This window comes from Sporomusaceae bacterium ACPt, from assembly GCA_041428575.1.
Taxonomy (GTDB): domain Bacteria; phylum Bacillota; class Negativicutes; order Sporomusales; family Sporomusaceae; genus Sporomusa_D; species Sporomusa_D carbonis.
In genome coordinates this window covers 3,901,256-3,922,702 of the sequence record CP155570.1, presented here as the reverse complement: position 1 = coordinate 3,922,702, position 21,447 = coordinate 3,901,256, and the positions used below count along the sequence as shown (strand labels likewise).

The 21,447-nt window shown below is 44.0% G+C and carries 18 protein-coding genes and 1 CRISPR repeat array; of the genes, 12 read left to right on the top strand and 6 right to left on the bottom strand.

Going from position 1 to position 21,447, the window contains the following annotated elements:
* Window positions 1–153: 153 nt before the first annotated feature.
* The 5 genes from tnpC to SCACP_RS20000 all read right to left on the bottom strand — a co-directional run bounded on the left by tnpC (window position 154) and on the right by SCACP_RS20000 (window position 4,602).
* The gene (tnpC, locus tag SCACP_RS20020; RefSeq protein ID WP_425061457.1) at window positions 154–1,722 is read right to left on the bottom strand and encodes an IS66 family transposase; all 1,569 of its coding nucleotides are present in this window, start codon (window positions 1,720–1,722) and stop codon (window positions 154–156) included.
* Window positions 1,723–1,784: 62 nt separating this feature from the next.
* Complete coding sequence (tnpB, locus tag SCACP_RS20015; RefSeq protein ID WP_425057810.1) at window positions 1,785–2,132, bottom strand: IS66 family insertion sequence element accessory protein TnpB; 348 nt, start codon at window positions 2,130–2,132, stop codon at window positions 1,785–1,787.
* A 55-nt stretch (window positions 2,133–2,187) separates the two neighbouring features.
* Complete coding sequence (gene tnpA, locus SCACP_RS20010) at window positions 2,188–2,454, bottom strand: IS66 family insertion sequence element accessory protein TnpA (protein ID WP_425059240.1); 267 nt, start codon at window positions 2,452–2,454, stop codon at window positions 2,188–2,190.
* A 170-nt stretch (window positions 2,455–2,624) separates the two neighbouring features.
* Window positions 2,625–3,929: an NAD(P)-dependent oxidoreductase gene (locus SCACP_RS20005; RefSeq protein WP_425061456.1), complete on the bottom strand. Its 1,305-nt coding sequence runs from the start codon at window positions 3,927–3,929 to the stop codon at window positions 2,625–2,627.
* Window positions 3,930–4,344: 415 nt separating this feature from the next.
* Window positions 4,345–4,602, bottom strand: coding sequence for a hypothetical protein (locus SCACP_RS20000; protein ID WP_425059239.1), 258 nt, complete (start codon window positions 4,600–4,602; stop codon window positions 4,345–4,347).
* A gap of 163 nt (window positions 4,603–4,765) precedes the next feature.
* Between SCACP_RS20000 and cas6 the strand changes: the two genes are divergently transcribed.
* The 11 genes from cas6 to cas4a all read left to right on the top strand — a co-directional run bounded on the left by cas6 (window position 4,766) and on the right by cas4a (window position 15,702).
* Entirely contained in the window at window positions 4,766–5,728 is a 963-nt protein-coding gene (gene cas6, locus SCACP_RS19995; protein WP_425059238.1) for a CRISPR system precrRNA processing endoribonuclease RAMP protein Cas6, read from the top strand.
* A gap of 233 nt (window positions 5,729–5,961) precedes the next feature.
* A complete protein-coding gene (locus SCACP_RS19990) occupies window positions 5,962–7,455 on the top strand; it encodes a hypothetical protein (protein ID WP_425059237.1) in 1,494 nt (497 codons plus the stop codon).
* A gap of 3 nt (window positions 7,456–7,458) precedes the next feature.
* The gene (gene cas7i / locus SCACP_RS19985) at window positions 7,459–8,535 is read left to right on the top strand and encodes a type I-B CRISPR-associated protein Cas7/Cst2/DevR (protein ID WP_425059236.1); all 1,077 of its coding nucleotides are present in this window, start codon (window positions 7,459–7,461) and stop codon (window positions 8,533–8,535) included.
* Window positions 8,536–8,546: 11 nt separating this feature from the next.
* Window positions 8,547–9,278 (top strand): type I-B CRISPR-associated protein Cas5b, encoded by a 732-nt coding sequence (gene cas5b, locus SCACP_RS19980; RefSeq protein ID WP_425059235.1) that lies wholly within the window; start codon window positions 8,547–8,549, stop codon window positions 9,276–9,278.
* Complete coding sequence (cas3, locus tag SCACP_RS19975; RefSeq protein WP_425059234.1) at window positions 9,268–11,598, top strand: CRISPR-associated helicase Cas3'; 2,331 nt, start codon at window positions 9,268–9,270, stop codon at window positions 11,596–11,598. Before cas5b ends, cas3 begins: the two co-directional genes overlap by 11 nt.
* A 19-nt stretch (window positions 11,599–11,617) precedes the next feature.
* Window positions 11,618–12,196, top strand: coding sequence for a Uma2 family endonuclease (locus SCACP_RS19970; RefSeq protein ID WP_425059233.1), 579 nt, complete (start codon window positions 11,618–11,620; stop codon window positions 12,194–12,196).
* Between the two features lie 266 nt (window positions 12,197–12,462).
* A complete protein-coding gene (locus tag SCACP_RS19965) occupies window positions 12,463–12,846 on the top strand; it encodes a hypothetical protein (RefSeq protein ID WP_425059232.1) in 384 nt (127 codons plus the stop codon).
* A 77-nt stretch (window positions 12,847–12,923) separates the two neighbouring features.
* Window positions 12,924–13,931 (top strand): CRISPR-associated endonuclease Cas1, encoded by a 1,008-nt coding sequence (gene cas1, locus SCACP_RS19960; RefSeq protein ID WP_425059231.1) that lies wholly within the window; start codon window positions 12,924–12,926, stop codon window positions 13,929–13,931.
* Between the two features lies 1 nt (window position 13,932).
* A complete protein-coding gene (gene cas2 / locus SCACP_RS19955) occupies window positions 13,933–14,208 on the top strand; it encodes a CRISPR-associated endonuclease Cas2 (protein ID WP_425059230.1) in 276 nt (91 codons plus the stop codon).
* The gene (gene cas4 / locus SCACP_RS19950; RefSeq protein ID WP_425059229.1) at window positions 14,189–14,797 is read left to right on the top strand and encodes a CRISPR-associated protein Cas4; all 609 of its coding nucleotides are present in this window, start codon (window positions 14,189–14,191) and stop codon (window positions 14,795–14,797) included. Before cas2 ends, cas4 begins: the two co-directional genes overlap by 20 nt.
* Window positions 14,785–15,702 (top strand): type I-A CRISPR-associated protein Cas4/Csa1, encoded by a 918-nt coding sequence (gene cas4a / locus SCACP_RS19945; RefSeq protein ID WP_425059228.1) that lies wholly within the window; start codon window positions 14,785–14,787, stop codon window positions 15,700–15,702. The genes cas4 and cas4a overlap by 13 nt, the downstream gene beginning before the upstream one ends.
* A 140-nt stretch (window positions 15,703–15,842) precedes the next feature.
* Window positions 15,843–18,538: a CRISPR direct-repeat array (repeat unit 37 nt; unit sequence GTTACAGCCAAAAGCTCCGGTTAATGGAGACTGAAAT).
* A gap of 176 nt (window positions 18,539–18,714) precedes the next feature.
* Here cas4a and SCACP_RS19940 read toward each other — a convergent pair.
* Window positions 18,715–20,433 (bottom strand): EAL domain-containing protein, encoded by a 1,719-nt coding sequence (locus SCACP_RS19940; protein ID WP_425059227.1) that lies wholly within the window; start codon window positions 20,431–20,433, stop codon window positions 18,715–18,717.
* Window positions 20,434–20,607: 174 nt separating this feature from the next.
* On the opposite strand from SCACP_RS19940, the gene SCACP_RS19935 reads away from it, so the two are divergent.
* The gene (locus tag SCACP_RS19935) at window positions 20,608–21,447 is read left to right on the top strand and encodes an ABC transporter ATP-binding protein (protein WP_425059226.1); all 840 of its coding nucleotides are present in this window, start codon (window positions 20,608–20,610) and stop codon (window positions 21,445–21,447) included.

Here is a 21,447-nt window from a genome sequence, read left to right as displayed (position 1 = left end):
GGCAACTGCCTGCAACGGCCTTTCACCCCGCACTTACGGCCGATGACCGTATTCACCGGTATTTTCTAAAGTAAGCGTCAAAGCAAAACCACCTATCAATAAAAAAACACCTGATGTACGATATGATAAAACATCAGATGGCTGTTGGAACCGTTATGCTTTTTTATTAGGCATTTTACAGCTTACAGGAATTTCTTCAGCCCACGGAAGTAGTTTTTCAATACAGAGCGTATCCTGCAGTTGGATTTGCCTAAAGGCATATTCCAGATAGGCTTGCGGATTTAATCCATTTTCTGCAGCCGTCTGAATCAGGCTGTAAACAGCGGCGGACGATCTTGCGCCACCAGGCGTATTGCAAAACAGCCAGTTTTTTCGTCCAATCACAAAAGGCTTGATAGATCGCTCCGCACGATTATTCGATATTTCGATGCGGCCATCGGCCAAATAGGCTGTCAGATACTTTTTCTGATTTTGGGCATAGGTAAGCGCCTTGCCCAGTAGACTTTGCGGCAAGGTATCAGCCCAACAAGCTTCTATCCATTTATAAAACTCTTCGATAATTGGTTTAGCTTCTTTTTGCCTTAGTTCATGCCGTTCTTCCGGCGTCATGTGCTCGGCCTTTTTTTCAACATCGAAAAGCTTATTGCAATAGGCAAGACCTATCGCTTCTTTACTATCCGGCTGTTTAGCCGCAGGGCCGACCAAGGCTTCATTGAATTTTCTCCGAACATGTGCCCAACAGCCGCACAAGGTTACACCGGCTTCTTCTACCTTGTGATAGCCATGCCAACCATCGGTCTGAAGATAGCCGGAAAACCCTGCAAGGTACGCCTTGGCAAATTGCCCGCTGCGCCCTTCCTGGTAGTCATAGAGCACAACCGGATGATCCGTATCCCCGGACGTTCGATATAACCACATATAGGAATCTGTCTGTGCCGGTCTGCCGGGTTCACACAACACTTCCAGAGTAGTTTCATCGGCGTGCAACAGATCCCTTGAAAGCAACTCTTTTTTTAGGGCTGCTAACAAAGGCTCCAAAAGTGCGACACCTTTAATAACCCAGTTGGACAGGTTTTGGCGGGAAAGCGTTACGCCAAGCCGCTTAAATTCCTGCTCCTGCCGATACAGCGGCATAGCATTGACGAATTTTTGGCTCATGATATAGGCCATAAGCTCGGCGGATACCATGCTCTTAGGCAGCAACGCTTTCGGCGCGTTAGCCGTGATGATCGGCGTCTCTATATTGTTTTTCTCGCAATTTCGGCAACCGTATACATAGTTTACGTGCTCGATAACCTTGACCTTTGCCGGAACAATCGTCAATTCCTTACGTACTTCCTTGCTCATAACATGCAGCTCTTCACCGCAAGCAGGGCAGGTCTGTTCACCTTCTGGCAGAGTATATTCAATCACTTCTACCGGCAAGTCCTTTATGTTTTCTCCGCGTTTACCCTTTTTGCGCTGATAACTGATGGTTTCCACGTCCGGCTCCACAGCAATCGGTTGGCGCTCAGCTTCCGCCTCATTGAAGAGGTTTAACTGTTCCTGGTCATCGCGTTTACTTTTTTCCGAAGAAGCGCCAAACTTTTTTTGGCGAAGCAGCTTCAACTGCTCCATATACCACTTGTTGAGCGCTTCCAATTCCTGAACGCGTTTCTTTAATTCCGCATTTTCTTCTTCAAGCTGTGCCTGTGTTTGCAAGAAAAAATCCTCATTTCCGATACCATTTTTCTTATCTTCTATTATACCGGAAAATGAGGCGAAAAGCCAGTAAAATCAATACTTTAGCGGCTTTTTAAAACTTGCGTGCGACGCAGTTTTTGTTCGATGCCCGGGCTTTGAATCAGGTTCCACAGTTCTTCTGTGGTAAGCGCCATGGTGGCGTCGTCAAGTGTCGGCCATTTGAAACGGCCTCGTTCCAAGCGCTTTAAATGCAGCCAAAAGCCGTTGTCTTCCCAAGTTAAAATCTTAATTCGATTGCGTTGTTTGTTGCAAAAGACGAACAGTGCTTTTTGAAACGGATCCAACTTAAAACTATGCTGCACCAATGCGCTTAAGCCATTAATGGATTTACGCATATCGGTGTCCCCGCAGGCTAAAAAGACTGGTGTATGTTCCGATAGTTTCAGCATACTTCCACCAGTACGCCAAGCACCGTTGCCAAGAGTTTTTTATCTGTTTTAGTATCTACGGCAATTTTGCATTTGCCGATTTGTATTTCGAGGCTGGCTGATCGTTCTGGCGCAGCCTGGATGACAGGAATCCAGTTTTGTACCGGTTGCGGCTGGTCCTGCTTTTTTCGTGCTGCAGCCATCTCTGCAATGTGCTCAGGCCAATAGCATTTTCCTGGCACCATTCTTTTTTGCTTAGGCCACTGGCTTTATATGCTGCTATCAGCGCTGCTTTTTCGACAGCAGAGTAGGCCTTACGCTTGCTTGTTATTGTATTTTCCATACAGCTTATCCCTCCTGAGATCATTATCCCAGGATTGAAGCATATACGCTATGTGGGGATACTTTTACGCTTACTTTCTAAAAATGGTGGCAGAGAGTAAAAAAACCGCTGACATCCTGATCAGGATTCAGCGGTTTTTATTCTTTACTGTTGACGGCAAAGGGCTGTTTTTACACGCCGCAGTCTTCCAGCAATTTCTTGGCTTCAATATACATGGCAATACCTTGGGCGACTTTTTTGGCTTCTTTCATGGCCAGCACAACAGTGGCCGGCTCGTGCACGACATCACCGCCGGCAAATACGCCGCGCCGGGTAGTCATGCCGTAAGGACGGTCTTTTGTGATAACATAGCCTTTATCATTAACCTGGATGCCTCTAGTGGTGGAGACAATTCTGGCTGCCGGGCGCTGGCCGATCGCCAGAATAACCTTGTCAGCCTTGAGTTGTTCCCGGCGTCCTGTTCCCGTAAGAGTTTGGCTACTACTTATTTCCATGACCTCATACTCAAGGCCGGTAAGTTTGTCCTTGCCGAGAAATTGCCGGGTACTGGCCAGCCAGACAAATTCGACACCTTCTTCCCGCGCTTGTTGATATTCTGACGGTAAGGCAGTCATTTCTTTTTCGGTACGGTGGTAGACGATCGTAGCCCGTGCTCCCAGGCGGATGGCGGTGCGGGCGGCGTCCATGCCTACATTGCCGGCACCGATGACAATGACGTTGTCGCCCAGTTGCACAGGCACTTCCTTGCGGTCAACTTGACCGGACCGGGCTAATGCTACCATTTGCAGAAAGTAAGTGGCCTGCAGTACGCCGGGCAAATCCTTGCCCGGCACGTCAAGTGTCCGGGGTAAGGCCGTGCCTGTGCCGATAAAAATAGCGTCATAGCCGTCGGCAAACAATTCATCAATCGTGATGTCCGGGCCGACCAAAATTTCATTATTGAATTTGACGCCCAACCGCTCGATTCGCCGAATTTCCCGCCGGACGACATCCTTTTTTAAACGAAAGTCCGGGATACCGTACATGAGCACACCGCCAGGCTCGGTCTGGTTTTCAAAGACGACAACCGAATAGCCCATTTTGGCAAGATCGCCGGCGACCGTCAGTCCGGCAGGACCGGAGCCGATGACTGCTACTCTGCCGATAAACGTACTCGGGGGAATAGGGGTGGTCAGCTCCATTTCCGCGTCAAAGTCAGCGACAAATTGCTCAAGCTTGCCAATACGGATACCTTTGCCTTTCTTGGCCAGCACGCATGCGCCTTCGCACTGGTGTTCATGAGGGCATACCCGGCCACATACGGCCGGCAGATTGCTGCGGCGGGCAATAATACTGCTCGCTTCGCCAACATTACCTTTGGCCAGGGCCGCAATGAACTGGGGTATCTCATTCTCAATCGGACAGCCTGTCCGGCAGGATGGCGTTTTGCAGTTTAAGCAGCGTTTGGCTTCGGCTATGGCCTCGCGGGGACTCAAGCTATCGTCAGGCCCTTCAAAAAAGAGTCTACTATTGTCTTGGACATTTTTGTCAGCCACTGGCCAGTTCCTCCTTATACCGTTATTATTCATGTTTTGGACTAATTAATACCAATTTAGGTTGTACTTTTAAATTGGAGATTAACTGTAAATATGTAAATGCGTGTGCTACAATCTTAACAGAAGATAAATGTCGAATCAACTCAAATATGAAGAATTTAAACCAGTAAAGGCCAAGAAGCTTTATGAGGCTTCCTGGCCTTTACTGTTGCCGGTTTCTTTATGCCGATTGGTTAATGTACCTGTCCCCAGGATAACACCGGTGATTACCGGAAAAAGCGCCACATAATGCTGCCAGGCAATGTTTTCTCCTAAAAATAACCCGAGGCAAATACGCCCACTACCGGTGAACCGTTTAAAACAGGGATGCTGTAGATGCGCCGATATGGTGCACGCTAGTGTTCCACAGCAGCGCGCCCAAAGCCGTGCTAGCCCAACTGGAAATAAGCAGAACAGCAAGCGGCCACAGCTCAAAAGCTCTCGGTTTAGCCCATACCGGATTAAAAATGAGGCCGATGACCACCAGACCAAAGGCTGCCAATACACTACAGATAAAGGTAGATGCCGGAATCTGATCGCGTTGGCGGCCCGGCACGTCGATGTATGTGCGCAATATAAATATCCAACATATGGATGTGAACAGCCGGAGATTGTCCGAATATGGCAGCATTTCCGAAGAGGGTGATTTGGGCTCTTTTTTAATGACAACGTGCAGGTAAAATAATCCAAATATGGAATAATAATAGCTATATTCCCGTATTAAAGGGGGCTAATCAATGTTTTTGTGTTTTGCAGATTTTAAAGTTGCGGTATACCGCCTGTCCCTAGCAGCCGGGGAGCAGGGGCTTAACCTCCCGCCGTATAAGGGGTCCACCATCAGAGGCGGCTTTGGCCATGTCTTCCGCCGTATCGCCTGCAGCCAGCCAAAGTGCGAATGCCGGGACTGCATGCTGGCACAGACCTGTCCGTATGCGCTTATCTTTGAACCGGCGCCGCCGCCTGGCAGCGCTGTTCTTAAACATTATAGCGATATTCCGCGCCCGTTTGTTATTGAGCCGCCGCTTGAGACTAAAACCAATTATACGCCAGGGGAGACATTGGAGTTTGGACTTGTGCTAATAGGACAAGCCATCCAATATCTGCCGTACTTTGTATTGGCATTTAAGGAGCTGGGCAACGTCGGGTTGGGTAAGGGACGGTTGCCGTTTACTCTGGCAGATGTCGCGGCTGTCGACGCTGCCAGCGGGCAGGCAAGGTCGATATATAACTCGGGTTCGAATAGGATCACTCCGGTACAATGTCAGCGGACACTGGCCGAACTGCAAAGTAACTGCCCGTCAGGTGATATTTTGACGTTGGATTTCTTGACTATGACCAGGCTTAAATATGAACATAGTCTAGTGTTGGAAATTCCGTTTCACGTACTTGTTCGTAATCTCTTGAGGCGGATAAGCACGCTGTACTACTTTTATCATGGCTATGAAACGGCTGATATTGATTATAAAGGGCTGGTCGAGCGGGCCACAGATGTGCCAACATTGGCCCAGGAGCTAAAGCTTGTTGATTGGGAACGGTACTCACACCGCAAGGACGTGAAGATGAACATGGGTGGACTAGTTGGCCGCGTAGCTTATGGTGATGGCTGGCAGGAATTTTCGCCGCTGATTAGGCTGGGAGAGATTGTGCATGTGGGTAAGGGTTGCGTGTTTGGGCTGGGGCAGTATGTTATTGGTGAGTAGTACCGCTTTTTCAGTCCCCATTAGGCGGGGAAGGAAGCATAAATAACAAATCTAATTTCAGTCCCCCAACTGTTCGGGTTAATACTGGCCGGCGGCCAATACCACAATTATATATGCTAATTAAAATTTTTTCAAAATAAAGTTGCTTTTTTAAGAATTATATGGTAAATTTCTTACCAAGAAAACTTAATTAAACATAAATAACATATCTAAGGGAATAGGGGGAATACTGAATGCTCCAGTATACTGGGCATCCCTTTTATGATATTGGAGTTGCGACTATATGTGCGTTAGCGAAAAAGTTCAAACCTACAGAACTGACCCAAGAAGATTTAGAGCGTGCTGCTACTTTTATCGAAGAAAATTACGGGCGAGACCCGTTGAAATCTTTTTTGGGGGTAGCTTTCACTACGAATGCATGGTTTAATCAGCCAGCTTTTGACAAACAACCGGAAAAAAGACGAGAGTATGCCAATCGAATTTTGCGCAGTTTTAGTACTAGCGATAATACATCTGAGCAACGATGCGTATTTACCGGTGAACCTGTTACAACGGCGGCGTTTTCGGACAAGCTTCCTCCCGGCAGAGCCTTCAGGCAGCATATTCCGCTGTTAACTGGTGAGGGAGTTATCAACTTCCATCCATGGGGGGATGCTGGTCTGCCAGTTTCAGGAAAAGCAGCGTTATGTTTACAAGCCTTTCCTTTAGGCTGTGCTAAGTGTGGAGGAAGGCTATTGGCGGTACATTCTGATAATCCTGATATTACCTTTCGGTTTGCGGCAGAGTTTTTACAGTATAACCGTGAAGTCATGCTTTTGGCGCAGGAGTCGGGAAGTAAAAAGATGCCAGAAGCCAAAATGTCGGCCAGGACTTTGCTTATTGATACCTTTCTGCGGATAGAAAAATATCGTCAGGCTGAATTGGAAGAGACTGGCTTTGTATCGGTTACAGCATATCATTTGACAAATAGCGGCCAATCTAATGCGTTAGATGAGCAGAATCCGCCTTTGAGCATATATTATTTGCCGCTGGAATTAACGGATTTTTTTAAACAAATATTTATAAATTCAACGTATAAAATTAAGTGGCAAGAGATTGTAAATAGAGCTTGGCAGCATTCAGGGGGAGTCGCGCTCAAGAAAAAGAGCAAAGGAGTAAATGAGGATAAACCTCTCCGAAATTTTTTATACGAGGACTTATTCAAATTGCCTAATGGCGTTCTAGCTTTTATCAGACGCTACTTTTTACGGGTTCCTTCCTCTAAAGGTTCTGACGAAGATCCGCGCCTAGCTTACTCTCTTGAACAGGAATATAATTTGGTTTCGTGGGAGATCACTAAATTGTTTCTAAGGAAGGTGATGAAAATGAACAGTGAACGAATAGAAAAGATTGCTTTGTTGGGAGAAAGATTAGCCGAATATATAAGACAGGAGAACGATAAGAAATTTTTTACAGACTTTTATCGGGTCAACAAGTACGAGTATCTGAGAAATATTTTAATTAAGGCTAATATGAGAAATGTTAAGCAAGGAAATAGTCTTATACTTGATTTTGATTTGTATTTAAGCGTTTTCGAGGAAGCAGAAGAATTTGCATACTCTGATTGGCGTTTAGCACGGGATCTTGTGTTAATCAAAGTGGTCGAGAAACTATATGAACTTGAATGGTTTAGCAAAAACAGTGATGTATTTACTAACTTAGAAAGTGAAGAAGATAAGGAGGAGTAAAAAATGGCATTTGTGACAGGAGTGGTTCTAATTGATGCCCAAGCATCGGCTTTAAACAATCTGGGGAATATGCCGGGTGAGCGTACTGATAACAAAGTGGGTGTCAAGCTAATTAGAACTAAGGAAGGATACTACCCCTATGTCTCGGCTCAAGCGTACCGGTATTGGCTCAGGACAACACTGGAGAATTTAAAATCAAACTGGAAAGCCTCCCCTGTTTATCGGGAAGACAAAATCGCCTATACAGATGCTGATCCGATAAAATGGTGGGATGATGATTTGTTTGGCTACATGCGGGCACCGTCAAAAAGGGAATCAGCCAAGGCTAAACGAGAAGCAGACGCGCAACTAATGTCTTCAACCGAAACGGTTGATACTGTTACGCGAGTTTCGCCGTTTAGAATGAGCACATTAGTTTCTATTGCACCACTTGCTAATATTACCGAAGATTTTGGTGTGATGGCTCGACAAGAAGGTAATCCTGTACCGTATGAACATCAATTTTACCGCACTACTTTAAAAGGTTTGTTTTCCTTAGATCTTAACGCTACAGGTACATATTGGTATTGCAAAAAGACTGGATATAGAAATCTCGACGAAGTTCGCACGAAAGAAGCAGAGCAGTTAGGTTTGGAGCATTTGGAAAGCGAAAAGGCATATAGACTGCCAAAGGAGCAACGGATTGAACGGATAGCGGCCTTAATGGAAGGTATGGCTGTACTTAATGGCGGGGCAAAGCAATCGCTTCATTACACCGATGTAACTTCGCCGCTGGTATTACTTGCTGTGACCAGGGGCGGTAATCATATTTTTAATTATGTAGTTGGACATAACTCCCGCAATTTACCTGAAATAAAGACAGAAGCGCTACAAGAAGTATTAACGGTATTTGCTGATGAAATTTTATCAAATATTTATATTGGGTGGGCAAAAGGATACTTAGACAACGAGCGGGAAAAATTTGAGCAATTTTGTGCAAAAAGTCAAATTACTTCGATTAAGATTAGCCATCCTCGTGAAGTTTTTAAACAAATTGTCGCTGAACTTAATAAGAATGAAAATGTCAATTGGCTTGATTAGGAGGCTTTCTTATGAAGGTTTTGCGGGTAACGGCGGAAGGTTTAACAACTTCTTTCCGCTATCCTCACTTTATGCTAGGCATTCAGCCAACGTTTGAAATGCCGCCGCCAGCAACGATTTACGGCCACATTTGCAGTGCCATTGGCGAATGGATTGATCCGGAAGAGGTTTTATTTGCATATCATTTTACACATGAAGGCAAATTTGACGATGTTGAGCACATTCATGTATTAGCAGCGGCTGGCGGTAAGTTACCAGGAACCGTCATGCCAAAGGTGCTTGAGGGGGCTGTAAATCCTTATAAACGTACTATTTTCTTTAAACCTAAACTTGTGCTCTATATTAACAAGCCTGAGTGGCTTCAATATTTTTACTCGCCGCGTTACCCTGTAGCTTTGGGCAGGTCGCAAGATTTATTCACGTATACCGATATTCAGATTGTTGATCTATGCAAAAAAGAGGACGCATATTTTGAACATACGCTTGCTCCGTATGAGTTTTCAATGAAGACGGCCCGAGGATATTCGGTTCTTATGCCGCGTTTTCTTGATTATTCTAAAGGACGTGCGCCAACTTTTGAACGTTATGTTGTACTCAATCAACGGATACATACTACTGATTCACAAGAATTTCTCAAGGTTGCAGCCGAACAGTATTGGGTTGATGCTTCCATGCCAGTAAATAAAGGTGTCAATTTAGGTCTTTTATTTCATGGTTTTACCGGAGGCAGAGGTGGAAAATAATAAATGTCAATGTCCTGATTGGTTGGACGATATTTGGGCTAAGAGTCCGGTTCAGCCCAATATATCCGGCGAAACGCTATTTTCTCATACCTTTGAAGTTTTAAAACGACTTGCCGAATTGAAGAAGCTACGTCCTAATCTTGCTGAAACTATTGGATTCCCAAAGCTTTGGAATTGTTTATTTTGGGCTTGCATGATACATGATTTTGGTAAGGCCGCACTTGGTTTTCAGCAGATGCTTCGACAAGGCGGCAAAACATGGGGACATCGCCACGAGGTTTTGTCTTTGGCTTTTGTAGACTGGCTGGATGGGTTGTCAGAAGAAGAGAAGTATTGGATAGCTGCGGCGGTGGCTTATCACCACAAGGAGGGCGCCGATTTATCCGACCTAACTTTAGTGATAGATGGATCGGAAGATGATCCGGTAACAAAGATGATTACTCAACTTAAGGAAGTGACTTTGCAAAAGCTTTGGCGCTGGTTAGCAGAGTACTCAAATTGTTGGATTAATGAGCTAGGGTTTACTAGTTGTAGAATTGATCATATTAAGTTCATACAATTTGATAATGAATCCTTTTCAAGTAAGGCGTACAAGACAATCCGTTATTATTTAAATAAACTTACTGTCTGGCAAGAGACTGGTAATAATATTTCTGAGTTTAGGCTTAGTTCGATTTTGCTTCGTGGCCACGTTATTAGCAGTGACCATGTTGCTTCAGCTCACGTGGAAATACCGCCTTCTCCGGTACAGAATCCTGAAAAACTAATTAATCATTGGAATAAATCAATTGATAGTTTGTATCCCCACCAAAAAGAGTCTGTCAAGACTAAGGGCTCTGCAGTGCTGATAGCACCTACTGGTTCTGGCAAAACCGAAGCGGCCATATTATGGGCTTGCTCCCAGACTGAACAAGGCAAGGCTATGCCGCGCCTGATTTACTGCCTGCCTTACCAAGCTAGCATGAATGCCATGTATGAGCGTTTAACCGCGGATAGCTTTCCGGGGGCGGTAGGACTGGAACATAGTCGAAGTATATTAGTCCAATATAGACGTTATTTGGAAGAAAAGCTGGATAACAAAGTAGCAGCTAAGCTGGCCAAATGGGAAAAGACATTAGCACGGTTATATTGCTATCCGGTAAGAGTTTTAAGTCCGTACCAAATACTCAAAGCTACATATCGGTTAAAAGGGTATGAAACTTTATTGACAGATTGTTTTAATGCGGCGTTCATTTTAGATGAAATTCACGCGTATGCGCCTAGGCGGTTGGCACAGATATTTGCGACTGTAAAATACCTGCGTGAAACTTATCATGCAAAGTTTTTTGTTATGTCAGCTACCTTACCTGGCATAGTAATTGAGAAGCTTGAACAAATATTAGGCAACTATCGTTTAATCAAAGCTACAGACGAAGTATTTGAAAAGTTCCGGCGACATAGGTTGTTTATTCGGCCGGGAGATTTGACTGCAGAAGACATACTAGGTGAGATTGAACTTGAAGCACGCTCAGGAAAAAAGGTATTAATTTGTTGTAATACTATTAAACGTACGCAACAGGTGTATCAACAATTAAAAGACAAACTGGGGCAGCAAGTGCCGATCATGTTATTACATGGCAGATTCAATAACCGAGATCGTACGATAAAAGAAAGAGATATTATTGTAGCTGCTGGCGGCAGTGAATCCTCTGAACAATCTTTAGTTATTGTTGCCACTCAAGTGGTTGAGGTCAGCTTAAATATTGATTTAGATGTGCTTTATTCTGATCCGGCACCACTTGAAGCGCTAGTTCAAAGATTTGGGCGGATAAACCGCAGACGTATTTATGAATGGGCGCCGGTTTACGTTTTTACTCAACCATGTGACGGTGCGGTATATGAACAAAGCATAGTTGAGCAGGCTCTAATTATATTGCAAGATATTAATGGACAATTTATTGACGAGAAGCAAATCACTACATATTTGGACAACATATATCAAGATAAAATTGCGGAAAACTGGAATCAGAATTATTTGAATGCTTTTACGGAATTTAATGATGTTTGTATTAGTAATCTAAAAGCGTTTGCTGCTGACAAGTTTTTGGAAGACGAGTTTTATAAAGCTTTTGACAGTATCGAAGTGTTGCCTATGAGTTTAAAGGATGAATATATTAGGTTTATAAATAAAAATGACCCGCTAAGTGCAAACGAATTATTTGTGTCCTTAGGTTGGAAGCAATTTGATAAGCTTGCTAAAAAACGTAGGGTTATATTTGGAGCAAAGGGGCAGCCCAACTTGGTCAATCTATCTTATGATAGCGAATATGGTTTGGAGTAATCCCATAGGAGGTGCATTCATGTCCCATCCGCTACCCAAACATAAAAAATACACCTACGCCGACTACTTAACTTGGCCGCTTGAAGAGCGCTGGGAGCTTATTGACGGTGTGCCGCATAATATGAGTCCTGCTCCATCCCGGCGGCATCAAGAGATTTTGGTCGAAATGCTGCGGCAATTTTCAAATTATTTGCTGGATAAATCCTGCCGGGTATATTCGGCACCGTTTGATGTGCGGTTGCCGCAAAGTAATGAGACTGATGAAACGGCAACAAATGTTGTACAGCCTGATATAGTTGTAGTGTGTGATAAGAGTAAGCTTGACGACAAAGGCTGTACCGGCGCTCCTGACTTAATTGTTGAAATTATCTGTCCGGGATCAGCGTTTAAAGACTTACGAGATAAGTTTCGCCTGTATGAAAGTTCAGGCGTCAAAGAATATTGGATTGTGCATCCCAATGATAACACTGTACTGGTCTTTAAACTTGGTAGTGATGGCCATTATGGCAAGCCTGGAATGTATAGCGAGCAGGACGAAATCGAAGTAGGTGTATTAGAAGACTTAACTATATCACTAAAAACGGTTTTTGAGGAATAAATACCCATAACCGGTTTAAAAAGGCTACCCCCCGCAGATAATAGGCCAAAAACCTATGTCTGCGGGGGATTATTTTGCGGCAAGTTGGTGTTGAGTGTATTGCTATATCTCCATTATGTAGACAATAAGCATTTATTAGAATACTTGTGTATGAGCATGGATAGGAACCGGGTTAAATCTCTATGGATACCAGTACTTTTCCATACTGCTAATAATTACCTGACTTTGGTCACTATTGGAATAATTTATTAGTAACCGTGAAATAAATGTCTGCATATTATGTAACAAAAAGGGTTAAGGAGGTAGTTGAATGGCTGATAGAAAGCACCTTTACTGGGAAGATCCTGAGATTGAGGAATGGGATGATGAAGAAGAATGGGAAGAAGAAAGCACTACGAGGAGTGACGATCGTCAATTTATATTTGGCTTTGGGTTTGGTTGCTATCCCCGCCGGTTTTGTTTCCCCCGGCAGTTTGGGTGTTTTCCTTTTGGATGTTTCCCGCGTAGATTCTGCTTCCCGCGTAGATTCTGCTTCCCGCGTAGATTCTGTTTTCCGCGTAGATTCTGTTTTCCGCGTCCTTGTTTCCCGTTATAAGATATTAGTCAAAAGTTTAGAAGCTGGCTTCCGACTGAAGTCAGCTTTATTTTAATTTTTATCGAAAAATAGTAAATATTGAACAAAAAATGGAAATAATGCTTGTAATTATATTATTGTGGGTGTGAGAATGTGCAGCTATTTGTTTCTGCCTATGGATCATCTTTAGGCAAAAAAAGTGAACGGCTTATTCTTAAAGAAAAAGGTCAAGTCGTCGGTGAATACCCCTTTCACGACCTTGAACAGGTAGTGATAGATTGTTTGGGAGTAAGTATTTCTACAGATGCTATTCTGGAATGTATGGAACATGGCATTGCCATAAACTTCATGACACCAAACGGCAATCCGTATGCCAAACTATTGCCGCTTGCACTTACCGGGACGGTAGCTACCCGCCGGGAGCAACTGTTTGCTTTTCGCGATAGCCGGAGTGTGGATATTGCTAAAGCTTTTATTGGCGGAAAAATTACTAATCAGATAAATACCGTCAAATATTTCGCTAAATACCGCAAGACAGCCAATCCTGAAGACTATTCCCAAGTTGCCGGATTGCTTGATCATATGGGGGAGGTAGCTAAAGGATTGCCGGGAATAAAGGGAACATGTGTTGATGAAATACGCGGCACGGTAATGGCGCTTGAGGGGCGTATCGGCAACATGTACTGGGAGTGTGTAAAACTTTTGACATCAGGCAAAATTGAATTTCCGGGGCGGGAGCACCGGGGAGCGCAAGACCCTGTTAATTCTATGCTAAATTATGGGTATGGCATCCTGGCTCATCAGGTTGAGACAGCGCTAACTCTTGCCGGACTTGACCCTTTCGGAGGATTTTTGCATGTTGACCGCCCGGGGAAGAAAAGTTTGGTTTACGATTTTATGGAGGAATTCCGCCAGCCGGTAGTTGACCGGGTAGTTATTGCGCTAGTCAATAAGGGTGCTGAGCCTGGCATGGTTGACGGCATGCTGAACGCAGATACCCGGCGCAGTTTATCAAATAAAATTAACGAACGGTTGGAAACGCCGGAATACTTTCAGGGAAAGAAACAGCGGCTTAAAACAATTATTCAGCTTCAGGCACGGCGGATAGCCACTTTTGTCCGTGGTGAAGCCAAATATAAGCCGTTTGTAAGTAAGTGGTAATATGAATAATTTTGTAATTTATGATATTGAAGAAGATAAGCTTCGGACCCGGATTTTCGAAATATGCAAAGACTACGGGCTTAAGCATGTCCAGTATAGTACCTTTTTCGGCCAGCTTAATCAAAACCGGCGGGAAGAACTTTTTCTCAAACTAAAAAAGATTATTGGCCGACAGCGGGCCAAAATTGTTATTGTACCTGTGTGCGACAAAGATATTGGATTGTTGAAATCAATCAATACATATATTGAGGCCGGACATGAACTTGAAAGTCACTGATATTAAGCAGTATATCTATTGCCCGCGAATTATCTATTTTTTGTATATTTGTCCTGTCAGTAAAAAGACTACCTACAAAATGGAGTCAGGTAAGGTAGAGCATATGGTCTTGGACAAGCTGGAGGAACGCCGAACTCTAAAAAGATACCGGCTGGCTGAAGGTGAGCGTGTTTTTCATACTTATTTAGAATCTGAGCGTATTGGTCTTCAAGGTAAACTTGATATGCATATTGTGGTTGACAAGCAGTATTATCCTGTGGAGTACAAATTTACGGAACGATCGGCATCATTAAACCACAAATATCAATTGGTCAGCTATGCCATGCTGCTTGAGGATTACTACCGGTGTACTGTTAGAAACGGTTTGCTGTATCTTGTACCGAAAAATGAGATAATCCCGGTAGAAATAACGCCTAATGCAAGGGAGTTTGTCTATGAAATTATTGATAAAATTAGACAAATAATCCGGAGTGAGCGTGTGCCTGAGCGTCAGCGTAAGGTAAATAAGTGCCGTGACTGTGAGTATCGGCGGTTTTGCGGTGACATTGATATTTGGACAAAGGAGCGAGTAGACAAATGTATTTTCTAAATGAAATTGAGCGAAAAATGTTTTTAAAGAAAATGCTGCCTAAAGCCCGGGTGTTGGATGTTGATGATGAGCTTCGGGGCTGGAACTGGCATCAACCGCCGCTAGCGCCTGCATATGAGGAACGGTTAGCGGTGTATGAGGTTAGCAACACTTATTGCTCGACCCACCGTGATTTATATGTCCGCCGGGTGCTTAAAACACGGATAAATCCCAATTATTTCATGATATCAGGCAAGGCATTTCATCAAATAGTAGTTAGTGTAATTGAGCATGCTAAAAAATTGATTTACTTTCATGGCCCCACACCTCAGGGGAGGCTTACCAGTGCTTTGCGACAAGCGTTTGAGATAAGCTGGCCATCAGAGGTCAATATGCTGACGGAAGAACAAAAAAATGATTTAACAAATAAAGGAAAATGTTTAGCCGAATATGAACAAGGCAGGATTTTAGCACGGGTTGAAGAAGTATTAACACAGCAGCCATATATCGGCGCCGACGCGTTAGTCCATTTAACCGTACCGGTAGTGTGCGAGCATAAACTTGATGGCCGGTTTTTGGGCCTTAGCCAATATCTTAGCGCCGATGCTTTTATGATGTCCGATCCGATGGTAATGGACATAAAATTTGGCAGTCCGCGAAAGTTCCATCGCCTAAGTACCACAGGGTATGCCTTGGCTATGGAAGCATTATACGAAATGCCGGTAAATTTAGGATGCATATGCTATGGTGAGTTTAAGAATGGCCAGCTTATTGTCAATCGGGATATGCATTTGATTGACGACGAGCTTCGGCAGTGGTTTATTGAATCAAGGGATGAAAAGATGCGCATGATCTACGAAGAAATTGACCCGGGACTTGCGGACGATTGCCAGGAAACTTGCCCTGCTTATGAGGAGTGCCATTAAGTGTTTGAATTGTAAATTTCGCAAATAACCTGGGTTTTCAGACAGAATTTATATTTGCGGGATTTTTGCAAATCAGCGGTAGTTCTGGATTGGCTGCAAAGCCAGGAACTACGCTGAGTTTGAGTTTTGCTTCGAAGTCGGTTACAGCCAAAAGCTCCGGTTAATGGAGACTGAAATATTTTTCATTATTGCCTCGATATACGACAGTTTCCTGGCCTTGGTTACAGCCAAAAGCTCCGGTTAATGGAGACTGAAATTTTTTCAAGCAGGTACAGTTACAAATCCAGCGACAAGGTTACAGCCAAAAGCTCCGGTTAATGGAGACTGAAATATGCCACGAACTTGGACATGCCCGGTTGCATCCGGCCGTTACAGCCAAAAGCTCCGGTTAATGGAGACTGAAATTCAGAACCTTCGGCAGCTTGAACACTATTGGACGCCGAGTTACAGCCAAAAGCTCCGGTTAATGGAGACTGAAATGATGAAAAACTATTCAAGGGCGGCGAAGGGACAGTCAGTTACAGCCAAAAGCTCCGGTTAATGGAGACTGAAATTCAGACTTGCTGATCCCTTCGTTCCGGCCGTATTTATACGAAGTTACAGCCAAAAGCTCCGGTTAATGGAGACTGAAATAGTATTTTCGCCAGTCTGATACCTTGTAAATTACAAAAGTTACAGCCAAAAGCTCCGGTTAATGGAGACTGAAATAAACTTGCCCGAGCGCGTCTCCTACCGCTTTAAATACGCGTTACAGCCAAAAGCTCCGGTTAATGGAGACTGAAATTCTTTCACTTTTTCAAGCAGTTTGGTTAGTAATTCCCGGTTACAGCCAAAAGCTCCGGTTAATGGAGACTGAAATTTTCTTACTCTTCTACTTATTACCATATTACCATGTTACGTTACAGCCAAAAGCTCCGGTTAATGGAGACTGAAATTTGAAATAGCGGCATTTGCCCAGGCCGATTTCACTGTCGTTACAGCCAAAAGCTCCGGTTAATGGAGACTGAAATTAGCTAGGATTCCGATTTCCATTTTCAATGTGCCCGTAGGTTACAGCCAAAAGCTCCGGTTAATGGAGACTGAAATACAAGATACAAGTTACCGCTACTTACCGGCCCGCCGCGTTACAGCCAAAAGCTCCGGTTAATGGAGACTGAAATAACTTGGCAAAATATCCTGCTGCTTCTTCTGCTCCTATGTTACAGCCAAAAGCTCCGGTTAATGGAGACTGAAATTAAGTCAACCGGAAAGTTTTGTCAGCAAGTTCGATTAGCAAGTTACAGCCAAAAGCTCCGGTTAATGGAGACTGAAATGATTTAGGGCCTTGCCTTATCCCATATATTTCCTCTAGCGTTACAGCCAAAAGCTCCGGTTAATGGAGACTGAAATAAGCTAGAACCGATATACCTGTGTTGTTGGATTATATAGACAGTTACAGCCAAAAGCTCCGGTTAATGGAGACTGAAATATTGACCCGTATGTGCTTGGTGTTTGGTTAGGAGATGGAGTTACAGCCAAAAGCTCCGGTTAATGGAGACTGAAATAACAGCCATCTTCAGTTTTAGTGTAACAACCGAATTGCTCGTTACAGCCAAAAGCTCCGGTTAATGGAGACTGAAATTTTTTTAACAGTTGTTGCAGTTGCCAGCGAATTGCTTGAAGTTACAGCCAAAAGCTCCGGTTAATGGAGACTGAAATATTTATTTAAAGCCTTGCAATACATTACTTGTCAGGGCAAAGAGTTACAGCCAAAAGCTCCGGTTAATGGAGACTGAAATTAGGTAAATGAGCTAAATCTAAGTCAACATTAGCTAATTTGGTTACAGCCAAAAGCTCCGGTTAATGGAGACTGAAATTGCTGCAATAATACCAGGACGAAACACTGCCATAAGGTTACAGCCAAAAGCTCCGGTTAATGGAGACTGAAATTTTAATAAACTATCTGCTCTAACCCAACCATCTTCTGTTAGGTTACAGCCAAAAGCTCCGGTTAATGGAGACTGAAATTTAGCACCTGCGCCATACAATGACCTTCCAGCAGGGAGAAGTTACAGCCAAAAGCTCCGGTTAATGGAGACTGAAATAGTGTCATCTACAGACCGCATACCGATTATCTATGGTACGTTACAGCCAAAAGCTCCGGTTAATGGAGACTGAAATGCTTGAGAAATGGTGAGCATGGATATACTTAGTTTGGCGAGTTACAGCCAAAAGCTCCGGTTAATGGAGACTGAAATAACAGAACCAATGTCAGAACATTCCCCAAGAACAAAGTTACAGCCAAAAGCTCCGGTTAATGGAGACTGAAATTAGGTAAAATCTGGAGTGGTAAAACAACAGGAGATTGTTACAGCCAAAAGCTCCGGTTAATGGAGACTGAAATATACAGGACATTATTCAGCAGCTACTAATACGGGGAAACGTTACAGCCAAAAGCTCCGGTTAATGGAGACTGAAATGTTATGACTAGCCTTCCTTTCCCGCCGTACTCTTTCAGTTACAGCCAAAAGCTCCGGTTAATGGAGACTGAAATAGGAATAATTTTATCTTCTTCGGGGATACCGAATTTTTCAGTTACAGCCAAAAGCTCCGGTTAATGGAGACTGAAATGCAGATAATAATTCAAGCGAATATCCTGTTTTATTGCGTTACAGCCAAAAGCTCCGGTTAATGGAGACTGAAATGTCATAATTTTATAACCACGTTTAAACTCATTTAATAGTGTTACAGCCAAAAGCTCCGGTTAATGGAGACTGAAATCATGTTCCTTATGTGTCGCCTTCAACAAGCACCATATCCGTTACAGCCAAAAGCTCCGGTTAATGGAGACTGAAATAACGAAACGGTTGCTGTACAAAAATAAAAAAAGCCTCCGGGTAAAAAACGGAAGCCTTGATTTCACTGGTGACCTACGTAGGAATCGAACCTACAACCTAAATAGAATATGGGTTTTCTAAGACTTTTACTACACAAAAAATACTTGATACAAGCTTCGGCTTTTCCTGTTTCTCTTTAATCATTAGTAATCGGCCAGGGGCTTGGTTTGGCAATGTAGTAGCCTTGGGAAAAGTCAATGTTGTATTTTTTGACGGCGTTAAATACCGATTTGGAGTGGACAAATTCAGCTATTGTTTGGATACCCATGTCTTGGGCAAAGTTTACAATGCTTTTGACGATGGCTTGCGAGTGGGTATCGTGGTCAATATTTTTTATGAGCGAGGCATCAATTTTTAAATAGTCAAAATCAAGTGAGAGGACATAGGCAAAGTTGGAGTACCCAGAGCCAAAATCATCGACCGCCAGTTTGCAGCCGCTGTCCTTTAAACTTTTTAAAAAATCCACAGCAGCGGTATGACTTTCAAGGCGATGGTTTTCCAGTACTTCAAATGTTACTCTGCCACACATATTGTAGTTAGCCAGCGCCTCTTGAATCATGGTAGTGGTTTGACTGTTTTCCATATCTTCAACATCAAGGTTGATCGAAAGTTCGCCGGGAAAGTTTTTGAACAACGCAAAAGATTTTTCTATAATGGCTTTGGTAATGGCCGGATACTGCCGGGTTGTTTTGGCAATATTGAGAAACTGGTGCGGAGCAATGATGTTGCCGTTATTATCGACGAGCCGGGCCAGCACTTCGTAGTGGCGATTGTTTGGCTGAACATGGTTGTATATTGGTTGAAAATGAGGAACGATACGGTCATATTTGATCGCGTCCTGCAAGAGTCTAGCCCATTTGATATTATCCTGATAGCGGGCGTCAATGCCTGCGGCTTCTTGGAAAAACAGATAGGGTTTGCGTTGCGCGCGGGCCTCACGCATGGCAATGTCGGCTTTAATAACCAGCTTTTCCGGAGGGGCACTTGTTGCAAACGCTAATCCGCTTGTTACCCGCAAGAAGACATCCTGCTGGTTGTTAGAAAAGCTGGTGGATGACACTGTAGTGGCAATGGATTTTGCCAGACGATCAAAATCATCCAAAGTCTTGGGCAAGTTGGCGGTGTTCTGGGCGTCCAGAAAAATGGCGTATTCATCGGCGTGCATTTTATATAGCCGATATGCCGGGTTCGGCAAAATATCAGAAAGAAGCCGGGCCAAACTGACAAGAATGAAATCACCTTCGGCATAACCGTAGAAGTTGTTTATTTGTTCAAAACCGTCAATATTGATAAGGGCGATTACCGGAACCTTGGCTTTGGCAATATCCCGCAGTAGCCGCAACCGATTGGGTAAGCCGGTCAAATTATCGGTGTACAGGAGGTTGATGAGCTGCTGTTCACGTTCTTTTAATTCCTGGGTGCGTTTGGCTACCATTTTTTCCAGCGTCTGATTCATGGTGATGAGCTGTTGTTCGAGCTGCCGGCGCACGGTAATATCTTTAAAATTTTCGACAATTCCTGATAGTTCGCCGGATTGATTAATGAGTGGCATGGCTGTTAAAATGCAGTATTGTTCGGATTTAGCAGAGTTTTTCAGGATAATGTCGCAGTCAACACGTTGGCCGGAATGACTAATGCGTTGCAACGGACAGGCTGGGGTGTAGCAAATGTCGGTAGTAAGCAAGTCATAACATTTTTTGCCTACAGCCTGGTCAGGTGAAACACCGGCCATAGCGGCAAACGCATCGTTGACTTTGAGCACAGTGAAATCACAGGCGATAACGCACATGCCGTCAGCTACGGAGTTTAAAACCTGTTGCAATTCATTATATAATTTGGTCTCGGTTTCGGTCACGCCCGGAGTTCCCTCCTCAGGAAATAATTACACATTTTATCATAGCATAAAACAGAATTATTGAATAGGAATCTACATATAGGACCTTTGACCTATATGTGAGTCAAAGACAAGGCAGGACTTTGCCTGACTATTGTTGAAAAAACTATGAATTACATATTTGCGAGGTTATAAATGATTTATATTGAGGGTTTGGTAAAAAAATTCGGTGAGCGGGTCGCTGTGGAAAATTTGAATTTGACAATTGAACAAGGAGAAACATTTGGATTGCTTGGTCCCAATGGCGCCGGGAAAACTACCACCATAAGGATTCTGACCATGCTTACCCGGCCTACGGCTGGTAATATTGTTATTAATGGCTGGCGATTGCCGCAAGATGAACTGGCGGTTAAGTCAGTTATCGGCGTTGTGCCCCAACATTTTAATCTTGATATTGATTTGACCGCTAGGGAGAACTTGGACCTTCACGGGCGGCTTCATCATATTCCCCGCAGGGAGCGGACAGAACGAATTGAAGAACTCTTGGAATATGTCGAGCTTAAAGACCGGGGCAATGATATGGTTAACACTTTTTCAGGCGGCATGAAACGGCGGCTGATGATAGCGCGGGCTCTTCTACACCGGCCGCAGGTGTTGTTTTTGGACGAGCCGACAGTAGGGCTTGACCCTCAGGTGCGGCGGCGGTTATGGGATCTAATCCGCAAACTGAACGCCGCCGGCCTGACGGTGCTATTAACCACTCACTATATTGAAGAAGCGCAGAGTCTTTGCAAACGGGTGGCTATTATGGAGAAAGGGCGGCTTATCGCACTTAACAGCCCGGCGGCACTGTGTGAACGACTAGGGAATTATGTGGTAGAATGGACGGAAAGTGAAGGTACCCAGTACCGGTTTTTTACTGGCCGTACGGAGGCGGCGGCGTTTGCCGGAACATTGGCATTCAATGCTACCTTACGGCACACTAACTTAGAAGATGTTTTTGTCGAGTTAACCGGACGCCGCGTTAGCGGGTAA